This is a genomic window from Arthrobacter sp. Leaf141 (genome assembly GCF_001424565.1).
GTDB lineage: Bacteria > Actinomycetota > Actinomycetes > Actinomycetales > Micrococcaceae > Arthrobacter.
The window spans coordinates 1-18,442 of the sequence record NZ_LMOL01000002.1 but is presented as its reverse complement, the minus strand read 5'-3'; the positions used below and the strand labels follow the sequence as shown (position 1 = coordinate 18,442).

Below are 18,442 nucleotides of genomic sequence, written 5' to 3'. Positions count from 1 at the left end.
TGGGCCGCTTGGGGAAGGGGCGGGACAGCCATGGGAAAGAACAGGAACCAGCGGACCACGGTGGGTAGCCGGGCAAAACTGGCGGACACGCAGCCGACGGCGGCCGGCGGGCCCGGCGCCGCGAGTGCGGCCGGAGCGCCAGGCGGCAGCCCGGCGTCGGCCGGTGCCCGGCTGCCGGTTGAGGCCGGGCAACAACCGCAGAAGGCCGGTGGCCGCCATGCGGCGCCCGGAATCCACGACGAAACCGCAGCGGAAGGCACTGCCTTGCCGGGGCGGAACCCCCGGCACGCTGGCGCCTCCGAAGGGACGGGTGCGCAGGCAGGTCCTGGGCCCGCGCCGGCGATGGCCGGCGGGAACGGCCCCGCCGCAGATGCCCCGGGGCCGGGTGGGCCGCCCAGGGCCGGTGGGAAGTTGCAGGCGCTCCGGCGGCTCTTCTCCCACTCCCGCAGGGTGCGGGCAGCGGCGAAGGCCCTGTCGCGGGCGCTGGCCGAGTCCCGTGAGGTTTCCAGCTGGCCGGGTGACCGGCTGATGGTGGGCGCGGAGATCTCGGACCGGGTGGAACTGCTGACGCGCCGGCTGAAGCTTGAGACAGAGGCGCACCACCGGTTCGCGGAACCCTTCAGGTCTCCGGGCGGGAGCCGTTCCATCCCGGCGCTCTAGGTGGCACACTTGGAGGCAATCGAGTGGCTGGGGCGTACCGGGTCAGGAGATTGCCGTGGACTATACGGGGTGGGCTTACTTCATCGCCGGGCTGATCACGGCTGATGCCCTCCTGCTGGCCTTGTGGGCCATCGACGAGGACTGGCCGGGCAAATGGTGGAAGAAGCCGTGACCGGCGGTCCTGTCAGTCAAGGTCCAACCGCATCAGGACCCGTGGAAATCCGTTGAGCACGGACGTGGTGTCCGCGGCCTTTCGGAATCCCGCGTCGGCGAACAGCTTCCGCGTCCCCACGTACGCCATGGTGAGGTCCACCTTGGCGCCGGCGTTGTCCACCGGGTAGCCCTCGATGGCTGGCGCCCCGTAGCTCCGGGCCAGGTCCACAGCCCCTGCCAGCAGCGCGTGGGAGATGCCCTTCTTCCGGTGCCCGGGCCGCACCCGGATGCACCAGACGGACCATACCGCCAGTTCGTCCACGTGCGGGATCCGCCGGTTCCCGGCAAAGCTGGTGTCCGCGCGGGGGTGCACCGCTGCCCACCCCACTGCCTCGCCGCCGTCGTACGCCAGGACACCCGGCGGCGGGTCCTGGCGCACCAGCGTCCGGACCAGGTCGCCGCGTTCAGTCCCGTGCAGCTGTTGGTTCTCCTTCGATGGGATGCGGTAGCTCAGGCACCAGCACACGTTGGCATCGGGCCGCTTGGGCCCCACCATGGTCCGGACATCGTCGAAAACGGTCGCCGGACGGACCTCGATCGCCATCCGGCCATCCTGCCACCGGGCCTGCGGCCGGGCAACAGCCGGGGTGGGCGCGGAGGGAACAGCAACGGGTGATCGGCGCCTGGATCCTTCTCGGCGGGTCGGGGATGGTTTTCAACTGTCCCGGGTGTGCTGCGCCCCGCCTGAGCCCGCCCCATTCCGGCGGTAGGCAAAACCCCGCAGGGTGCAGCGTGACGGGGCTTCCTGCGAAGGGCTGCCAGTCACCATATACTCCGAACATGCTAATTGTGCTCCCAGTCCAAGGCGCCCACGCCCAAAAGCCAGCCCCCAGCCACCTTGGGGACCAGCTGTGAGCGGGGGCCTGGTTGCGCTCCTTGATGACGTGGCCGCGCTGGCCCGCATCGCCGCCGCGTCCGTGGACGACATAGCCGCGGGCGCCGCCAAGGCCGGGGCCAAAGCCGCCGGTGTGGTCATCGACGACGCCGCAGTCACCCCGCAGTACGTCTCCGGGGCCGATCCGTCCCGCGAATTGCCCATGATCAAGCGGATTTTCTGGGGTTCGCTCCGGAACAAGCTGCTCATCATCCTGCCGGCGCTGCTGCTTATCAGCGCCTTTATCCCCGCGGTGATCCCGTTCATCCTGATGCTGGGCGGAACGTACCTCTGCTACGAGGGTGCCGAGAAGGTCTGGCACAAGTTCTTCGGCCACCACGCGGCTGCCGAAGACCAACCTGCGGTTGACCGGGGACCCGGGGCCGAAGCAAAGGTGGTCAAGGGCGCCATCACCACCGACTTCATCCTGTCCTGCGAGATTATGGTCATCTCCATGACCGAAGTGGCCGATGAGTCACTGTGGGTCCGGGCCCTCATCCTGGTGGTTGTCGCGTTTGCGATCACGGTCCTCGTTTACGGCGCCGTGGCGCTGATCGTCAAAATGGACGACATCGGGCTGCACCTGAGCGCCAAGGACTCGGCCGGTTCCAAGCGTTTCGGCGGACTGCTGGTCAAGGGGATGCCTGCGGTCCTGGCTACCATCACCCTGGTGGGGACAGTGGCCATGCTGTGGGTCGGTGGCCACATCATGGTGCAGGGCGCGCACGATCTCGGCTGGCACCAGCCCTACGACCTGATCCACACCCTGGAGGCCCCTTTCGCGGGGATCGCGGTGGTGGGCGGCTTCCTGGGCTGGTTGGTGAACACGCTGTGCTCCGCCGTCGTGGGGCTGGCGTGGGGCCTGCTGGTGATGGTTGTGGTGCAGCCGCTCCTGAAGGCACTGCCCTTCGGCAAAGGCAAAAACGATGACGCGCACGGGGAAAGCGACGCCCACTCGGCGGCCGCCGGCCATCAGGCGGCGGAACGGGACTCCGGCCACATGCCGTAAGCTTCGGCACACCGAAAACGCCCTCCTCCTTTCTGGAAAATTCCAGGAAGGAGGAGGCGTTGTGGTGTGCGGGCCGGGCGTCAGCCGCGCAGGGTAGTCTTCCCTGCCCGGCACTTCAGCGGGGGCTGAAGCCCATCTTCGCGCTGATGGCCAGGCCGGCTTCCCGCAGGTCCGCAATGAGCGCGGGGTCGTCCTCCGGCATAAACCGGAACGCCGGGCCGGAGATGCTCAGGGCTGCGATGACCTTGCCTACGTGGTTGTAGACGGGCACGGCCATGGCGGTCAGGCCAAGTTCGAACTCTTCATGAACCACCGCGTAGCCGTTGCGGGAGACCCCCAGCAGTTGCTTTTCCAGTTCCGCGCGGTTGGTGATGGTGAGCGGCGTACGGGCTGACAGGCCCACCGTCCTTAATATTTGCTCCCGCTCATCCGCGGAGAGGCCGGCGAGCAGGACCTTGCCGCTTGAGGTGGCATGCAGGGGTGTCAGGCTGCCCACCCAGTCGTAGGTGGCGAGGGTTGACGGCCCCATGGCCTGGTCCACGTTGACGGCATAGTTGGAGCGCAGCACGGCCAGATTCACCGTTTCCTTGTGGTCCGCGGCGAGTTTTTCCAGGATGGACCCGGCCTCGTGCACCAGGCTGAGCCGCCCGGGAATGGAGGCTGCCAGCCGCAGGATGCCAAAGCCCAGCTGGTACTTCCCGCGCTCGCTGTTCTGGCGGACCATTTCCCGGCCCACCAGTGACCCAACCAGCCTTGAGACCGTTGACTTGTGGATGCCCATTTGCTCGGCGATCTCGGTAACGCCGGCGTCACCTTGCCTGGCAAGGATTTCCAGGATCTGCAGGGCGCGGTCGACGGACTGGACGCCCCCGCCTTGTGAGTCGGCGTCCTTTTCGGTATCGGGGTCATTGCGTGCGGCCATGATGCCTCGTGTCGTTTTGCCATGTCAGGCGCCGGGCCGGAAGCCTGATGCTGCCTCTTCTTCCTCATCCTAGTCCGACTCAGGTGCCGGACTTTTGCGGCTTCTTTTGGCGGAGCGGCGGCCTTCCCCCACGGGTTCCTGGGCTTAAAAGGCGGAAGGGCACCCCCGGGCGGGGATGCCCTTCCGGACGCAACGCCCCACCGGGGTGGGCCGGCACCACGTCAAAGTCCGGCGTGGGTTACCACGCCTGCCGGTTGGCGCGGACGTGCCAGCCGGTCCCGGCCGGCGTAGACGTTCAGGCTGGTTCCCCTGCTGAAGCCGACCAGGGTCAGGCCGGTCTCAGCGGCCAGGTCCACGGCCAGGCTCGAGGGGGCGCTCACGGCGGCCAGCACGGGAATGCCGGCCAGGGCGGCTTTCTGGACCAGTTCGAAGGAGGCCCGTCCGGAAACCTGCAGCACGGTCCCGCGCAGGGGCAGCATGTCCTGCCGCAGGGCCCAGCCCACCACCTTGTCCACGGCGTTGTGCCGGCCCACGTCTTCCCGAAGGCACAGCAGTTCGGGCTGTCCTGCCTCATCCACCCGGAACAACCCCGCGGCATGGACGCCGCCGGTCTTCTCGAACAGCGCCTGCGACTCGCGCAGCCGGTCGGGAAGTTCCGCGAGGACGTCCACGGGAATCCGGAACGGGTCCTGCGCGGCGTCGAAGTGGATGGTCTTACGGACGGCCTCAATGGAATCGGTGCCGCAGATGCCGCAGGAGCTCGAGGTATACACGTGGCGCATGGTGTCCGGCATCGGCACGTCAGGCCGCAACTGGGCTTCGACCACGTTGAACGTCTGCCTGCCTTCGGTTTCGCCTGCGCAGAAGCGGAGGGAGATCAGCTCGTCCTGCCGGCGGATGATGCCTTCGGAGACCAGGAATCCGGCCACCAGGTCAAAATCATCCCCTGGGGTCCGCATGGTGACGGAGAAGGAACGGCCGCCCACCCGTATTTCCAGGGGTTCCTCGGCCGCCAGCACGTCCTCCGTGAACCGGACGGGGTATTCGGTGCCGCTGCTGTCCACCCGGAAGCGGTGGATCCTCCGGCGCTGGGTCATGCGTGCCAAGGCGTATCCTGTCGTCGCTGGTCCGGGCTCCAGGGGAGCGGGAGGTAAGGAACCGGGCCGCCCGAATCGACCCCGGCAGGTGGGACCACCAGCACACCGTCGGCCCTGGCCAGGCCCCGCATCATGCCCGAGCCTGTGTGCTCCGTGGGGAAGGCCAGCCCCTGGATCATTTTGCAGGGCAGGAGCCGGGTCCGGCCCGGCGCGGGTTCGATGTCGTTGCCGGAGACCACCTGGTCAAGTGCCGGCAGGGGCATGTTTCCCAAGGCAGCCAGGAGCGGGGCGCCGATGCTGAGGAGGGCCATCAGGGCGGCCAACGGGTTTCCGGGCAGCCCAACGATGAATCGTCCGTCCGGGAGCTCCGCGAGAACTGCCGGGTGGCCCGGTCGCATGGCCACGCCGTCCAGCAGCAGCCGGCCGCCGAGCGCGGCCACAGCGGCCCGGAAGTGGTCAGTGGCCGACCGGCCGGTTCCGCCGGTGGTGATGGTGACGTCCGCTGGTTTTCCGGCGGAAGCAGGAGCGCCAAGGGCTGCGAGCCACTCGTTGCAGGAGTCCCCGATCCTGAGCGGATCTCCGGGAGTGCCGCCCAGCATGGAAACGATCGTTCCCAGCTGCGGACCGAAGGTGTCCCTGACCTGGCCCGGCGCGGGCACGCCGGAGGTGATCACCTCGGATCCGGTCAGCACGACGGCGACCGACGGTTTGGCCTGGACCTGGACTGTGTCGTGGCCTGCTACCGCGGCCAAGGCCACGTGCGCGGGGTTGAGCACGGTGCCGCGCGGGATGAGCACTTCACCCGCAGTGGCCTCCTCCCCTGCGGGACGGATGTGCTGGGCGCGCCGTGGTTCGCCGGGCTTCGCGTCGGCATTGAGCGAGAGGACCGGCTTGCCGGCAGCAGCCAGGAACACCTGGCCGCTCTCCTTGCGGAGGATGGCCTCGGCGCCGCCGGGTACCAGCCCGCCGGTGGCGATAACAGAAGCCTGGCCCACTGACAGGTGCTGCCCTGGTCCGGTAAGGATCCACGGGCCGGTGCCGTTCACGGCCCAGCCGTCCATGGCGGACGAGGCGTAGTGGGGGAGGCTTTGCAGGGCGGTGACGGCGCGGGTCAGGGTGCGCCCGGTTGCCGCCACGAGGGGTACGTCCACCGGCGCCAATGGGATTGCGCACTCGAAGGCCAACCGGCGTGCCTCGGTCCACCCTGGGGACGCGGCCGGGGCTGCCGGCTGCTGGAAAGCGCCGATGTCGACGGGGAGGTCATGGGTGAGCATCCATGCCGCCTTCCTGGATATTGTGATGCGCTGGGGATGTGGTGGTGCGTGGCACTGCTGCTGCGGACGATCCGCACCGCGTGTCAGGCCTTGACGTAGCCGTTGGGGTTCAGGACGAACTTGGTTGCTGCACCGGCGTCGAATTCCGCGTACCCGCGGGCCGCCTCTTCGAGCGGAATGGCCTTGGCGTTGACGGCCTTGGCGATCTGGACCCTGTTGTGCAGGATGGCCGTCATCAGCTGGCGGTTGTACTTCATCACGGGACACTGGCCGGTGGTGAAGGACAGCGACTTGGCCCACCCGGTGCCCAGGGACAGCGAGAGGGAACCGCGCTGGGCGGACTCGTCGATGCCGCCCGGATCGCCGGTGACGTAGAGGCCGGGGATGCCCAGGGAGCCGCCGGCTGCGGTGAGGTCCATCAGGGAATTCAGCACGGTGGCTGGGGCTTCGTGGGATGCATCCCGGCCGTGGCCGCGGGCCTCGAAGCCAACGGCATCCACGCCGCAGTCCACCTCCGGGATGCCAAGGAGCTGCTCGACCTGGTCCTTCGGGTCCCCTTTGGTGACGTTGACGGTTTCGCAGCCGAAGGACCGGGCCTGGGCCAGGCGTTTCTCGTTCATGTCGCCGACAATGACCACTGCGGCACCGAGGAGCTGGGCGCTCGCTGCCGTGGCAAGGCCTACGGGTCCGGCGCCGGCGACGTAAACGGTGGAGCCGACGCCGACCCCGGCGGTGACGGCGCCGTGGAAGCCGGTGGGGAAGATGTCGGAGAGCATGGTCAGGTCCATGATTTTTTCCAGGGCCTGGTCCCGGTCCGGGAACCGCAGCAGGTTCCAGTCGGCGTAAGGGACCAGGACGTATTCGGCCTGGCCGCCCACCCAGCCGCCCATGTCCACATATCCGTAGGCGGAGCCGGGACGGTCCGGGTTCACGTTCAGGCAGATCCCGGTTTTGCCCTCTTTACAGTTCCGGCAGCGGCCACAGGAGATGTTGAAGGGGACCGAGACGATGTCGCCGACCTTGATGAACTCAACGTCGGGACCCACCTCGATGACTTCCCCCGTGATCTCGTGGCCAAGCACCAGGTCCCGTGGGGCCGTAGTGCGGCCGCGGACCATGTGCTGGTCCGAGCCGCAGATGTTGGTGGTCACGGTGCGCAGGATGGCTCCGTGCGGGACCTTGCGGCCCACGTTGGCAGGGTTGACGCCGGGCCCGTCCCTGAGTTCAAGCGTTGGGTAGTCGGTATCGATGATCTCGACGATGCCAGGTTCCTGAAAAGCGACGGCTCTGTTTCCTGGCATGTGCGCTCCTTTGGGCAGGCGTGGTGCGGGGGCGGGATGTGCCGCCTCGTGCCCGAAAGCGATGCTTCGACGGTCACCTCCCCAGGTTTCAGGCGCCGTAGCGCCGTAACGTCGAAGCATCGTTCACGGGAACGAGGCGGCCCATCACTGGGATGCTGGTATTTCGAGAAGTACCGAATAGATATATCAGTTACATACTATGGCGGCCGTGAAGGCCTGTCCAGAGGTTCCTACCGGCCGTGGATCAGGCTGAGCGCCTCAGCCCGGGCTGCCGGAAGCCGCAGTTCGCCGCGCACGGCGGAAGTGATCGTCTTGGCACCCGGTTTGCGGATTCCCCGCATCGACATGCAGAGATGTTCGCATTCCACCACGGCGATCGCCCCGAGGGGCCGCAGCGAAGTCACCAGGGCATCCACCACCTGGGTGGTGAGCCGCTCCTGGACCTGCGGCCTGCGGGCGTAGACGTCAACCAGCCTGGCCAGCTTGCTCAGCCCCGTAACCAGCCCCTCCGCCGACGGGATGTAGCCAACATGGGCCACCCCGTGGAAGGGCACCAGGTGATGCTCGCAGGTTGAGTAGAAGGGAATGTCCTTGACGATGACCATTTCGCCATGGCCAAGGTCGAAGGTTTTATCCAGCACGGCCAGGGGATCCTCGTGGAGGCCGCCAAACATTTCCCCTGCCGCCCGGGCCACCCGGGCAGGTGTGTCCACCAGGCCGGGCCTGTCAGGGTCCTCGCCGATGGCCAGCAGGTATTCGCGGATGGCCCGTTCCGCGCGGACCAGGTCCACGCCCTTGGTGGGCAGGGCCGTCGCCGTGTCGGCGCTCATTGTCCGGCCCTTTCGAGGCGGACGACGACCGACTTGGACGTGGGGGTTCCGCTGGTGTCCGCCACCGATTCCAGCGGCACCAGGACGTTGGTTTCGGGATAGTAGGCGGCCGCGCACCCCTTGGGGGTGGAATACGAAACGATGCGGAAGTTCTCCGCGCGGCGCTCGATGCCCTGGAATTCGGAGATCAGGTGGACCATCTCGCCGTCAGCGAAGCCCAGCTCTGTGATGTCGTTTTCGTTGACCAGGACCACGCGCCGGCCGCCATGGATCCCGCGGTAGCGGTCGTCCTTGCCGTAGATGGTGGTGTTGTACTGGTCGTGTGAGCGCAGTGTCTGAAGGATAAGCCGGCCCTCGGGGACCTTGAGGTACTCCAGTTCATTGCCCGTGAAGTGCGCCTTGCCGGAGGCAGTGTCGAACTTCCTGGCATCCCGGGGCGGGTGCGGCAGGACGAACCCGCCCGGATGCTGGATCCGTGCCTCGAAGTCCTCGAAACCGTCAAAGACGGCTTCGATGTGCTTCCGGATCAGGGTGTAATCGTCCCGGAGCGAAAGCCAAGCGGCTTTGGGGGTGTTGGGCAGCGGGATGTTGTTGCTGTCGGTGAAGAGTTTCGCGGCGAGGTTGCAGACAATCGCCACCTCGGAGTGGAGATGCTCGCTGGCAGGCTTGATGCGTCCGCGCGAGGCGTGGACGGCGCTCATGGAATCCTCCACGGTGACCCGCTGGTCGCCGGTGGCCTGGGTGTCTTTTTCCGTGCGCCCAAGGGTCGGCAAGATCAGGGCCCGCTGGCCCGTGGACACATGGGAGTGGTTCAGTTTGGTGGAGATCTGTACGGTCAGGCGTGTGTTGGCCAGGGCCTGCTCCGTGACCTCGGAATCCGGCGCTGCCCTGACAAAGTTGCCACCCATTCCCACAAACACGCGGACTTTGCCGTCGCGCATGGCACGGATGGCTGCCACGGTATCAAAGCCGTGTTCCCGGGGGGAGCGGAACCCGAACTCGTGGTCCAGCCGGTCGTGGAATGCCTCCGGCATCTTCTCGAAGATGCCCATGGTGCGGTCGCCTTGGACGTTCGAATGGCCACGGACCGGGCACACTCCGGCGCCGGGCTTGCCGATGTTGCCCTGGAGCAGCAGGACGTTGACGACATCCTTGAGGGTGGGGACGGAATGCTTGTGCTGCGTCAGGCCCATGGCCCAGCAGACGATCGTGGCGCTGGAGGCCAGGAGCCGCTCGCCGGCCGCGTGGATCTGCTCCAGTGTCAGCCCGGTGGCCTCAACGATGTCATCCCATTCGGCCTTTTCGAGGTATCGCAGGTAATCATCAAGGCCCACCGTGTGGTCATTGATGAATCCGTGGTCCAGGACGGTGGACAGGCCGGGGGTGTTCCGGCCCTGCGCCTCGGCCTCGAGGAGGTACTTGCCCAGCCCCTGGAACAGGGCCTGGTCACCGCCGGCCCGGATCTGCAGGAAGTCGTCCGTCAGCTGGATGCCCTTGACCATGCCGGAGACGTGCTGCGGGTTTTCGAAGTGCAGCAGGCCTGCCTCGGGGAGCGGGTTGACGGAGATGATGTACGCGCCGTTTTTCTTCGCCTTCTCCAGTGCGCTGAGCATCCGCGGGTGGTTGGTCCCCGGATTCTGGCCGGCCACAAAAATCAGCGACGCTGTCTCCAGGTCGTGCAGGCTGACGGAACCCTTGCCGATCCCGATGGTTTCAACGAGGGCCGAGCCGGAGGACTCGTGGCACATGTTGGAACAGTCCGGCAGGTTGTTGGTGCCCAGCCCGCGCACCAGGAGCTGGTACGCGAACGCTGCTTCATTCGAAGTCCGGCCGGAGGTGTAAAACACCGCCTGGTCGGGGTTGTCCATGTCCCTCAGTTCCTGGGCCACCAGGTCGTAGGCTTCGTCCCATGCGATGGGCCGGTAGTGGGTGGCACCCGCATCCAGGAACATCGGGTGGGTCAGGCGGCCCTGCTGGCCCAGCCAGTAGTCGTCGCGTTCCTTCAGGCTGGCGATCGAGTGCTGGGCGAAGAACTCCGGGGTGACGCGCCGGCGGGTACCCTCTTCTGCCACAGCTTTGGCGCCGTTTTCGCAGAACTCGGCAGCATTGCGTTTCTCGTGTTCAGGCCACGCGCAGCCCATGCAGTCGAAGCCGTCCACCTGGTTCACGGCAAGCAGCGTCTGCACGCTGCGCAGCGGTCCCATCTGCTGGAGCGAAATTTTCAGGGCGTTGGCGACGGCGGGTATGCCGACTGCCGTTTTTTTGGGTTTGGTCAGAGTCAGCTTTGACTCATCGATGTTGTCGCGGGGGGCCTTCGAAGCCATGTGGACTATCCCTTCAGGTCCGGGCGGGAAAAATCGGGTCGGGGGCCGTGCCGGTCGGCAAAGCCAGGGGAGCGCCCTGGAGGAGTCCGGGCAGATTGTGGAAGTCGTTAAAGGCGTACACATTGAAGCCGGCAAACAAGGGGTCCCCTGCCAGTTCCCGGTGGACGTCGCGGATCAGTTGGGAACTGTCATAGTGCAGGAGGTCATGCCGCTTCCACAGTGCGCGGGCCATGCCGGTCCCGCGGGCCAGCTTGAGGGAGCGGCCCACCCCCAGGCGTGCGCCCATGGTCAGGAGCTTTTTGGTGGAAACCGGGCCCGGTACGCCCACCCAGACAGGCAGCTCGATTCCGCTGCTGCGGAGCGTCCTGAAGTACTGGCCGATGGTCTTCGCGGAGAAGCACATCTGCGTGACCATGCAGGAGGCCAGGGGCGCCTTGGCTTCAAGGCTGTGCTTCAGCTGGTCCGCGCTGAGCCCGGGGTGGCCCTCGGGGTAGCCGGCGATGCCCACGGACATGTCAGGTGAAAAGGCCTTGATGGCTTCGAGAAGCTGCCCGCTCCACGCGTAAGGACCGGCAGGGCTCCGGCGGTCGCCGGCAACAGCGAACAAGTCCTGGATCCCGGCGGCCTGCAACTGCTCCAGCATCCCGGTCAGTCCGTCATGGCTGGTGATGCTCCGCGCAGCGAGATGGGGCACCGTCCGGTAGCCGTGCGCGGCGAGCTCGATTGACGCCGCGACGGTCCGCTCGGGGCCGTGGTGCGGAAGGCATGTCACGCTGACCAAACCGGGCGCTCCGAAAACGGCGGGGAGCCGCTCCAGCAGGTCGGCAGAGGGAACGACTTCCAGCCGCACCTGCGGCACAGCTCCGTGGCTCATCGTTCTCCGTTCTTTGGTGGACCTGGGCTGCCTCCAGTGTGCGGCAACCGGCACATTTGCAAAGGCAATCCTGACATTTCTATCCGGATTTATTGATATATTAGATCTGGGAATACTATGTTCCTGGAGCGTCCCAGTCAAGGCTCCGTCATACGGTCGAAGGGACCTGAACGTGAACAGCAGCAGCGGACTACCCGTCGAAACCGGCGGCGCTGAGGTGCCGCCACGCCAGGACGACGAGACTTTTGCCGACTACGCCTACCGGGTTCTTTGCGATGAACTGATCGTCCTGGACATCAAGCCGGGAGAGCCGCTCAACGACGACGTTATCTCCCGGCGGCTCGGTGTTGGCCGCACGCCGATCCGGGAAGCCATGAAACGGCTGGAAGGCGATCACCTGGTGGTGGCTTACCCTCGCCGGGGGACGTTCGCCTCCGGAGTGGATATTACGGACATGGCCGAAATCTCCGAGATCCGTCAGCTGCTGGAACCAGCCGCAGCGGCGCGGGCCGCGCGGGTGGCCTCGCCCAGGGTGAAGCAGGAACTGAAGGAGTTCGCCCGGGAGGTGGACCAGCTCCTGGCCGGCCGGTTGGCGCAGCGGGACCTTATGCGCCTGGACATGAGGGTCCACCGGACCATCTACCGGGCGGCGGGGAGCCGGCACCTGGAAGACGTCCTGATCCGCTACGACAACCTGGCCACCAGGATCTGGAGCCTCGTCCTGGAAAAGCTGCCTCCGGTCTCGGAACACATTGCCCAACACATCGAGCTGCTTGAATGCATCGCCGATGGAGACGTTGAAGCCTCTGCCCGGCTGACCGCCAAGCACGTCTCTGAATTCGAGAACCTGATCCGGGCGGTCCTCTAACCCACGGGAAGCCGGCCGGCCAGTGACTGCGCCCGGGCGGCCTCTGCAGTGTGCAGCAGCAGCAGCGCCGTGGTGACGGAGCCGACGCCCCCGGGAACGGGAGTCAGCGCAGCTGCGACGCCCCGGACGCTTGTTTCATCCACATCGCCCACCAGGGATCCGTCGGCCAGGACGTTGGTCCCGACGTCGATCACTACTGCCTTGGCAGACACGTGGCCGCCGGTCAGCAGGCCCGTCCGTCCGGCGGCGACCACCACGATGTCAGCGGCCCTGGTGTACGTCTCCAAAGGACCCGACTTCGAGTGGCACACCGTGATGGCGGCGTCCCTTTCGAGCAGCAGCAGGGCCAGCGGCTTTCCCACCACAGCGGAACGGCCAACCACAACAACGTTCCGCCCCGCCACGGGGATGTCGTAGTGGTCAAGGATCTCCACCACGGCGCGTGCGGTGGCAGGAGCGAACGCCGGCTGGCCTACGGCCAGGCGGCCCAGGCTCAAGGGGTTCGCACCGTCGATGTCCTTCTCCGGGGCGATCAGGCCCACCAGCTCATCGATCCGGACGCCCCGGGGCAGGGGGGTCTGCAGGATGATGCCGTTGACGGACGGCTCAGAGCTCAAGTCCCCCAGCACGCTGGCCAGTGCCTGCTCGGTGGCGTCGTGGCCCAGGTCAATGATCCGGCAGCCGACGCCGGCGCGTTCCGCTGCCCGCTCAATGGACCGGACGTACCAGTGCGTTGATTCGTCGTCCGTGGCCACCACAACAGCGAGGGCAGGGTGCAGGCCGTCGTTTTCCAGGGCGCGGGCTTCGTCCTGGGCCCGCTGCTTGATCAGCCCGGCCAGGCTCTTCCCGGAGAGCAATGCAGTGTTCAACTGAGGATCCTTTCGCGGACGCGTGCCACGAGCCTGTCCGCGGCCAGGACGGTCTTTTCTTCGAGTCCGTCTGTTTGTTCCGACAGCGCCGTGCGCACCCCGGGGTCCTTGATGGCCACGACGTTGATGTCGATGTTGATGCGGGCGGTTGTTGCGGCTGCCCGTGCGGCGTCGGCAGCGGCGGCGATGTCGCTGATGACGCTGGCGTTGGCTACCTCGAACAGTTCGGCTGCAAGGTCCACCACTTCTCCGGCGAGCGTAATGAGCTGCGCGGGGGTCCGGGCAGCCCGGACGAGGGCGTCCCGGATTCCCGCCGCCTTCGCGGTTTTGAGTGCCTCGGTATCGGTGGGGAGCTTGTAGGCGTCAATGACGCCCTGGAAGGCGACCTCGTCGGCGTCGGCAAGGTGCAGGGCCTCATCGCGGAGCCGGTCGGCAACTTCGATGATGCGCTGCACGGTCCCGGCGTGCTGCTCGTACTTGCCGCCGGTGGTGTAGCGGCCAACCATGGCGACCAGCGCGGCGCCCTGGGCAGCGTGAAGTGCCGCTGCTGCGCCTCCGCCGGGAGTCGGCTGGCGGGCCGCAAGCCTGGCGAGATAATCGGAGATTGTTTCTGAACTGATCATGGGTCCGTTCCTGGCTGGGGCTGGGTATGCCCGAAGGGAAGGGACGCGGCGCGGACCCCGGTTGCGAGGGGAGGGTCCGCGCCGCGTCCCTGGTGGATGGCCCTGCGGACTGTTAGCCGCGGAGCCTGGACATGGTGGGGTCGTACAGCGGATCAGCCGTAACGGTGGCCTGGATACGCCGGCCGAAGTACTCAATTTCCACGGCGTCTCCCACGGACACCGCAGCCGGCAGGTAGGCGTAGGCGATTGGCTTGGCAACGGTGTAGCCGTAGGCCGCGCTGGTGACGTAGCCAACTGCCTGGTCCTTGTAGAACACCGGTTCCTTGCCCAGCACAATGCTGCGTCCGTCGTCGACGGTCAGGCAGCGGAGCCGGCGGGTGGAGCTCTCCTCGGAGCGGCCTTCCAGCGCGGCCTTTCCGACGAAGTCGTCCTTGGTCATCTTCACGGCGAAGCCAAGGCCGGCTTCGTAGGGATCGTGCTCGGTGGTCATGTCGGTGCCCCATGAGCGGTAGCCCTTTTCCAGGCGCAGTGAGCTGAACGCGGCGCGGCCTGCGGCGATGACGCCGAACGGCTGGCCAGCCTTCCACAGAGCGTCCCAGAGGCGCTGGCCGTTGTCTGCGCTGGTGTACAGTTCCCAGCCCAGTTCGCCAACGTAGGACAGGCGCATGGCGGTGACGGTGACGCCGCCGATGACGACCTTCTTGGACCGGAAGTAGCGCAGGCCGTCGTTGGAGAAGTCGTCGTTGCTGACGGTGCCGATGAGGTCCCGGGCGAGGGGGCCCCAGAGGCCGATGCAGCAGGTCCCGCCGGTGGTGTCGCGGACCTGGACCCAGTCGCTGGCCGTGCCGTTTTCGGTCTGGTGGCGGGCGGCCCGCTCGAAGTAGGCGGTGTCAATGTTTCCGTTGGCGCCGAGCTGGAACGTGTCTTCGCTCAAACGGGCCACGGTGATGTCGCTTCGGACGCCACCGGCGTGGTCCAGCAGGAGGGTGTAGGTGACGGCGCCGGGCTTCTTGGACATGTCGGCGGTGGTCAGCTCCTGCAGCAGCTTCATGGCTCCGGGGCCGGAGACCTCGAGGCGCTTGAGCGGGGTCATGTCGTACATGGCCACTGCCGTACGGGTCTTCCACGCTTCCGCGGCGGCGATGGGTGAGCTGAACATGGCCGACCAGGCGTCGCGGGCCGGCGGCTGCCAATCGGCAGGCATCTCCTTGAGGAGGTCGGCGTTGGCTTCGAACCAGTAGGGACGCTCCCAGCCGGCGCCTTCGAGGAAGACTCCGCCCAGGGCCTTGTGCCTGGCGTGGAACGGGCTCACCCGGAGGTTGCGCGGGGAAAGCTTGGGCTGCAGCGGGTGCAGGACGTCGTAGATTTCCACGAAGTTCTGCTGGGAGGTTTCACTGACGTATTCGGGGGTCAGCTGGACCTCTTCGAAGCGGTGGATGTCGCAGTCACCGAGGTCGATGGAGGACTTGCCGGTGGTCAGCAGTTCGGCCACGGCGCGGGCGATGCCGGCGGAGTGGGTTACCCACACGGCTTCGGCGACGAAGAAGCCGTCCAGTTCCTTCGACTCGCCCACCAGCGAACCGCCGTCGGGGGTGAATGAGAAGATGCCGTTGAAGCCGTCTTCGATTTCGCTTTCCCGCAGGGCAGGAAGCAGCTGCTTGGTGGCTTCCCATGCCGGGAGGAAGTCCTCGAGGGTGAAGTCGAGCCGGGAAGGCATGTTGTGTTCGCTGATGCTGCTGGGCTCGTACTTGCCCAGCTCGTCCAGGTCCACGGGCATGGGCCGGTGGGCGTAGGAGCCGATACCGTAGCGGTCGCCGTGCTCGCGGTAGTAGAGGTCCTGGTCCTGGTGGCGGAGGATCGGCAGCGTGGCGCCGTTCGGCAGCGGGTTGCGGCCCTCCTGCGCGGGGACCGGAGTGGTTTTGACGTACTGGTGGGCCAGGGGAAGGAGCGGGACCGACATGCCGATCAGTTCGCCGACCTTTGCGCCCCAGAATCCGGCGCAGGAGACCACGATGTCAGCCGGGATCACGCCGTCGGGCGTCTCGACGCCCGTGACCCGCTGGCCGGACTGTTCGATGCCGGTGACCTCTGTGTTGCCCAGGTACGTTACGCCGGCGGCTTCGGTCCGCTTGATCAGCAGCTGCACGGCGCGCGCGGCGTTGGCCAGGCCATCGGAGGGAACGTGGAGGCCGCCCAGGATGTCCTCGTCGTTGATCAGGGGGTAAAGCTCCTTGCACTCGGCGCGGCTGAGGATCTTGCCTTCGATGCCCCAGGCAGCGGCATAACCGAGCTTGCGCTTGAGGTCGGTCAGGCGGGTCTCCGTGGTGGCCACTTCCAGGCCGCCCACCTGGTTAAAGCAGCTGACGCCGTCTTCAGTGAGGGAAAGGAGCTTCTCCACGGTGTACTTGGCGAACAGTGCCATGGACTTGGAAGCGTTGGTCTGGAAGACCAGGCCGGGGGCGTGGGACGTGGAGCCGCCCGGCATGTTGAGGGGACCCTGGTCCAGGACCGTGATGTTGTTCCACCCCCGGGTGACAAGTTCGTCGGCGAGGTTGGTGCCAACGATTCCAGCTCCGATGATGACAATGCGAGGCGTCGATGCCATGAGGTTTCTCCTGCTGATGTTCGTGTGTGGGCGATGCCGGGTTTTGCTGGTGGTTACCGGAATACCACGGTGCTGGTTTGGTCCAGCAGCACGCGGTGTTCACAGTGCCAGCGCACGGCGCGGGACAGGGCCAGTGCTTCCGCATCCTGACCGATGGTCGAAAGGGTGGTGGGTCCGTACGTGTGGTCCACCCGGATGACTTCCTGCTCGATGATCGGGCCCTCGTCCAGGTCCGCAGTGACGTAGTGCGCCGTGGCACCGACGAGCTTGACGCCACGGTCGTAGGCCTGGTGGTAAGGCCGGGCGCCCTTGAAGCCGGGGAGGAAGGAATGGTGGATGTTGATGGCCCTTCCCTCCAGGGAGCGGCAAAGGTCGTTGGAAAGCACCTGCATGTAGCGTGCCAGCACCACGAGGTCGATGTTGTGCTCGTCCACCAGGTCCAGCAGCTGACGCTCCGCGTCCGCCTTCGTGTCAGGCGTCACCGGGATGTAGACGAACTCGAGTCCGGCGGCCTCCGCCATTGCCCGGTGGGTTTCGTGGTTGGAAACCACCAGGACGAGGTCCCCGCCCAGGCTGCCACCGCGCCAGCGGAAGATCAGGTCATTGAGGCAGTGGCCAAACTTTGAGACCATAACCAGGACGCGCTGCTTGGTGTGGTCATGGAAGCTGAACTTCATGTCGAACCGCTCAGCGATGGGCCGGAACTCTTCTTCGAGCTGGTCCGGCGAGTACGCAGAGGTTTGGGAGAAAGCAGTGCGGAGGTGCAGTGTCTGGCGCAGGCCGTCGTCGAACTGCTGGTGCTCGTCGATGTTGAAGCCGCGTTCAAACAGGAAGGTGGTGACTGCCTGCACGATGCCAGCGCGTTCGCCGCACGACAGTGTGAGCACGAACTTCTGCACCGGCGTCTCCGATGCTGCATGAGGCTTGGTCAGGGTGCTTGCAGATGAGCCGGTATCCACGAGGGTCACGGGTCCTCCTTCAGATATATTCCTAGGTTCTAAACTGATATATTAGAATTGTGACCTAGCGTATACTGGTCATTGGGTGCGGTCAATAGGCATTCGTGGCCCAAGGGAAGAGGGGGTGCCGCCGTGGCATTTGAATATCTGGCATTTGCGGATGCAACAGTTGGAACGTCGCTGGCGGACGTTGCGTACGCCAAGATCCGGGACCGCCTGGTGATGCTGGATATCAAGCCCGGCGACCTGCTTAACGACGACCTCCTCGCCAAGGACCTTGGCGTGGGGCGCACACCCGTGCGGGAGGCCCTGAAGCGCCTCGAGCTGGACCGCCTGGTGGTCACCTACCCCCGCCGCGGAACCTTCGCCACGAGGGTGGAAGTGACGGACCTTGCGTTCATCTCCGAGATCCGGGCCCAGCTGGAGCCCCTGGCTGCTGCCCGTGCAGCGCGGGTGGCGTCGCCGGCAACCCGGGCGCACCTGCGCAGCGTGGTGGCCGAGGTCGAAGCCTATGACGTGGGCTCCGCCTCGGTGGTGGAGACCCTGCGCCTTGACGCCAGTGTCCACCGGGGTATCTATGCGGCGGCAGCAAACCCGCACCTGGAGGATGTCCTGATCCGGTACGACAACCTTGCCACCCGGATCTGGTGCATGGTCCTTGACCGGCTGCCGGATCTCTCCCACCATGTCCGCGAGCACCTGGACCTCCTGGCTGCCGTCATTGACGGCGATGAGGACAGGGCGGCCGAGCTGGCGCGCGTCCACGTCAGCGGCTTTGAACATGCTGTCCGGCAGGCACTCTTCGCCGCGTAGGCCGGGGCCTGGAAAGCTGTTGACACCCCTCTTGGCGGGTAGGATACTTGATCTCCGAACTAATATATCAAAAGGATATTAGACCCGAGACCAGGAGAAATCATGGTTGGTGTACCTCTTACCGGCAGCAACCGCGTGAAGCGCGGCATGGCCGAGATGCTCAAGGGCGGCGTCATCATGGACGTTGTCAACGTTGAACAGGCCCGCATCGCCGAGGACGCCGGTGCCGTGGCCGTGATGGCCCTGGAACGCGTTCCGGCCGACATCCGCGCCCAGGGCGGCGTCTCCCGCATGTCCGATCCCGACATGATTGACGCCATCATCGAT

General features: G+C 66.2%; 16 protein-coding genes and 1 pseudogene. 5 read left to right on the top strand and 12 right to left on the bottom strand.

All coding sequences use genetic code 11. The features are described 5' to 3' along the window. Window positions 1–30: 30 nt before the first annotated feature. Entirely contained in the window at window positions 31–660 is a 630-nt protein-coding gene (locus tag ASF72_RS20825; RefSeq protein ID WP_235504619.1) for a hypothetical protein, read from the top strand. Window positions 661–844: 184 nt separating this feature from the next. On the opposite strand, the gene ASF72_RS00350 is transcribed toward ASF72_RS20825, so the two are convergent. Continuing rightward, on the bottom strand, window positions 845–1,417 hold the full coding sequence (locus tag ASF72_RS00350; protein ID WP_056595514.1) for a GNAT family N-acetyltransferase: 573 nt from the start codon (window positions 1,415–1,417) through the stop codon (window positions 845–847). Window positions 1,418–1,724: 307 nt separating this feature from the next. Between ASF72_RS00350 and ASF72_RS00345 the strand changes: the two genes are divergently transcribed. Further along, window positions 1,725–2,756, top strand: coding sequence for a DUF808 domain-containing protein (locus ASF72_RS00345; RefSeq protein WP_056595511.1), 1,032 nt, complete (start codon window positions 1,725–1,727; stop codon window positions 2,754–2,756). Between the two features lie 115 nt (window positions 2,757–2,871). On the opposite strand, the gene ASF72_RS00340 is transcribed toward ASF72_RS00345, so the two are convergent. From ASF72_RS00340 to ASF72_RS00310, 7 genes are all read right to left on the bottom strand, one after another. Beyond that, a complete protein-coding gene (locus tag ASF72_RS00340) occupies window positions 2,872–3,678 on the bottom strand; it encodes an IclR family transcriptional regulator (RefSeq protein WP_056595509.1) in 807 nt (268 codons plus the stop codon). A 221-nt stretch (window positions 3,679–3,899) separates the two neighbouring features. Then, window positions 3,900–4,784, bottom strand: a complete 885-nt coding sequence (gene fdhD / locus ASF72_RS00335) for a formate dehydrogenase accessory sulfurtransferase FdhD (RefSeq protein ID WP_056595506.1) — start codon at window positions 4,782–4,784, stop codon at window positions 3,900–3,902. Then, a complete protein-coding gene (locus ASF72_RS00330; RefSeq protein WP_082178366.1) occupies window positions 4,772–6,049 on the bottom strand; it encodes a molybdopterin molybdotransferase MoeA in 1,278 nt (425 codons plus the stop codon). Before ASF72_RS00330 ends, fdhD begins: the two co-directional genes overlap by 13 nt. 83 nt (window positions 6,050–6,132) lie before the next feature. Further along, entirely contained in the window at window positions 6,133–7,350 is a 1,218-nt protein-coding gene (fdhA, locus tag ASF72_RS00325) for a formaldehyde dehydrogenase, glutathione-independent (RefSeq protein WP_056595504.1), read from the bottom strand. A 230-nt stretch (window positions 7,351–7,580) separates the two neighbouring features. Further along, window positions 7,581–8,180, bottom strand: a complete 600-nt coding sequence (gene folE, locus ASF72_RS00320) for a GTP cyclohydrolase I FolE (protein ID WP_056595501.1) — start codon at window positions 8,178–8,180, stop codon at window positions 7,581–7,583. After that, on the bottom strand, window positions 8,177–10,504 hold the full coding sequence (locus ASF72_RS00315; protein ID WP_050687822.1) for an FdhF/YdeP family oxidoreductase: 2,328 nt from the start codon (window positions 10,502–10,504) through the stop codon (window positions 8,177–8,179). Before ASF72_RS00315 ends, folE begins: the two co-directional genes overlap by 4 nt. A 13-nt stretch (window positions 10,505–10,517) precedes the next feature. Further along, window positions 10,518–11,378 carry a methylenetetrahydrofolate reductase gene (locus ASF72_RS00310; RefSeq protein ID WP_056595498.1) on the bottom strand — a complete coding sequence of 287 codons (861 nt, stop codon included), beginning with the start codon at window positions 11,376–11,378 and terminating at the stop codon, window positions 10,518–10,520. A gap of 217 nt (window positions 11,379–11,595) precedes the next feature. Between ASF72_RS00310 and ASF72_RS00305 the strand changes: the two genes are divergently transcribed. Beyond that, window positions 11,596–12,246 (top strand): GntR family transcriptional regulator, encoded by a 651-nt coding sequence (locus ASF72_RS00305; RefSeq protein ID WP_056595813.1) that lies wholly within the window; start codon window positions 11,596–11,598, stop codon window positions 12,244–12,246. On the opposite strand, the gene ASF72_RS00300 is transcribed toward ASF72_RS00305, so the two are convergent. The 4 genes from ASF72_RS00300 to purU all read right to left on the bottom strand — a co-directional run bounded on the left by ASF72_RS00300 (window position 12,243) and on the right by purU (window position 17,311). After that, window positions 12,243–13,115, bottom strand: a complete 873-nt coding sequence (locus ASF72_RS00300; RefSeq protein ID WP_050687824.1) for a bifunctional 5,10-methylenetetrahydrofolate dehydrogenase/5,10-methenyltetrahydrofolate cyclohydrolase — start codon at window positions 13,113–13,115, stop codon at window positions 12,243–12,245. The genes ASF72_RS00305 and ASF72_RS00300 overlap by 4 nt on opposite strands. Next, window positions 13,112–13,738, bottom strand: a complete 627-nt coding sequence (locus ASF72_RS00295) for a cyclodeaminase/cyclohydrolase family protein (RefSeq protein ID WP_056595496.1) — start codon at window positions 13,736–13,738, stop codon at window positions 13,112–13,114. Before ASF72_RS00295 ends, ASF72_RS00300 begins: the two co-directional genes overlap by 4 nt. A gap of 112 nt (window positions 13,739–13,850) precedes the next feature. After that, on the bottom strand, window positions 13,851–16,343 hold the full coding sequence (locus tag ASF72_RS00290; protein ID WP_056595493.1) for a GcvT family protein: 2,493 nt from the start codon (window positions 16,341–16,343) through the stop codon (window positions 13,851–13,853). 53 nt (window positions 16,344–16,396) lie between these two features. Then, window positions 16,397–17,311, bottom strand: a complete 915-nt coding sequence (purU, locus tag ASF72_RS00285) for a formyltetrahydrofolate deformylase (protein ID WP_082483851.1) — start codon at window positions 17,309–17,311, stop codon at window positions 16,397–16,399. A gap of 123 nt (window positions 17,312–17,434) precedes the next feature. Here purU and ASF72_RS00280 point away from each other — a divergent pair, with 123 nt between their 5' ends. Continuing rightward, a complete protein-coding gene (locus ASF72_RS00280; RefSeq protein ID WP_056595490.1) occupies window positions 17,435–18,115 on the top strand; it encodes a GntR family transcriptional regulator in 681 nt (226 codons plus the stop codon). Between the two features lie 102 nt (window positions 18,116–18,217). Next, a pseudogene (locus ASF72_RS00275) lies at window positions 18,218–18,442 on the top strand (pyridoxal 5'-phosphate synthase lyase subunit PdxS); the annotation flags it as partial.

What these genes read in the sequence shown, in the direction of transcription:
- ASF72_RS20825 (WP_235504619.1), top strand. Translation starts at nt 31, where the DNA reads ATGGGAAAGAACAGGAACCAGCGGACCACGGTGGGTAGCCGGGCAAAA.
- ASF72_RS00350 (WP_056595514.1), bottom strand. Translation starts at nt 1,417, where the DNA reads ATGGCGATCGAGGTCCGTCCGGCGACCGTTTTCGACGATGTCCGGACC.
- ASF72_RS00340 (WP_056595509.1), bottom strand. Translation starts at nt 3,678, where the DNA reads ATGGCCGCACGCAATGACCCCGATACCGAAAAGGACGCCGACTCACAA.
- ASF72_RS00330 (WP_082178366.1), bottom strand. Translation starts at nt 6,049, where the DNA reads ATGCTCACCCATGACCTCCCCGTCGACATCGGCGCTTTCCAGCAGCCG.
- fdhA (WP_056595504.1), bottom strand. Translation starts at nt 7,350, where the DNA reads ATGCCAGGAAACAGAGCCGTCGCTTTTCAGGAACCTGGCATCGTCGAG.
- folE (WP_056595501.1), bottom strand. Translation starts at nt 8,180, where the DNA reads ATGAGCGCCGACACGGCGACGGCCCTGCCCACCAAGGGCGTGGACCTG.
- ASF72_RS00315 (WP_050687822.1), bottom strand. Translation starts at nt 10,504, where the DNA reads ATGGCTTCGAAGGCCCCCCGCGACAACATCGATGAGTCAAAGCTGACT.
- ASF72_RS00310 (WP_056595498.1), bottom strand. Translation starts at nt 11,378, where the DNA reads ATGAGCCACGGAGCTGTGCCGCAGGTGCGGCTGGAAGTCGTTCCCTCT.
- ASF72_RS00295 (WP_056595496.1), bottom strand. Translation starts at nt 13,738, where the DNA reads ATGATCAGTTCAGAAACAATCTCCGATTATCTCGCCAGGCTTGCGGCC.
- ASF72_RS00290 (WP_056595493.1), bottom strand. Translation starts at nt 16,343, where the DNA reads ATGGCATCGACGCCTCGCATTGTCATCATCGGAGCTGGAATCGTTGGC.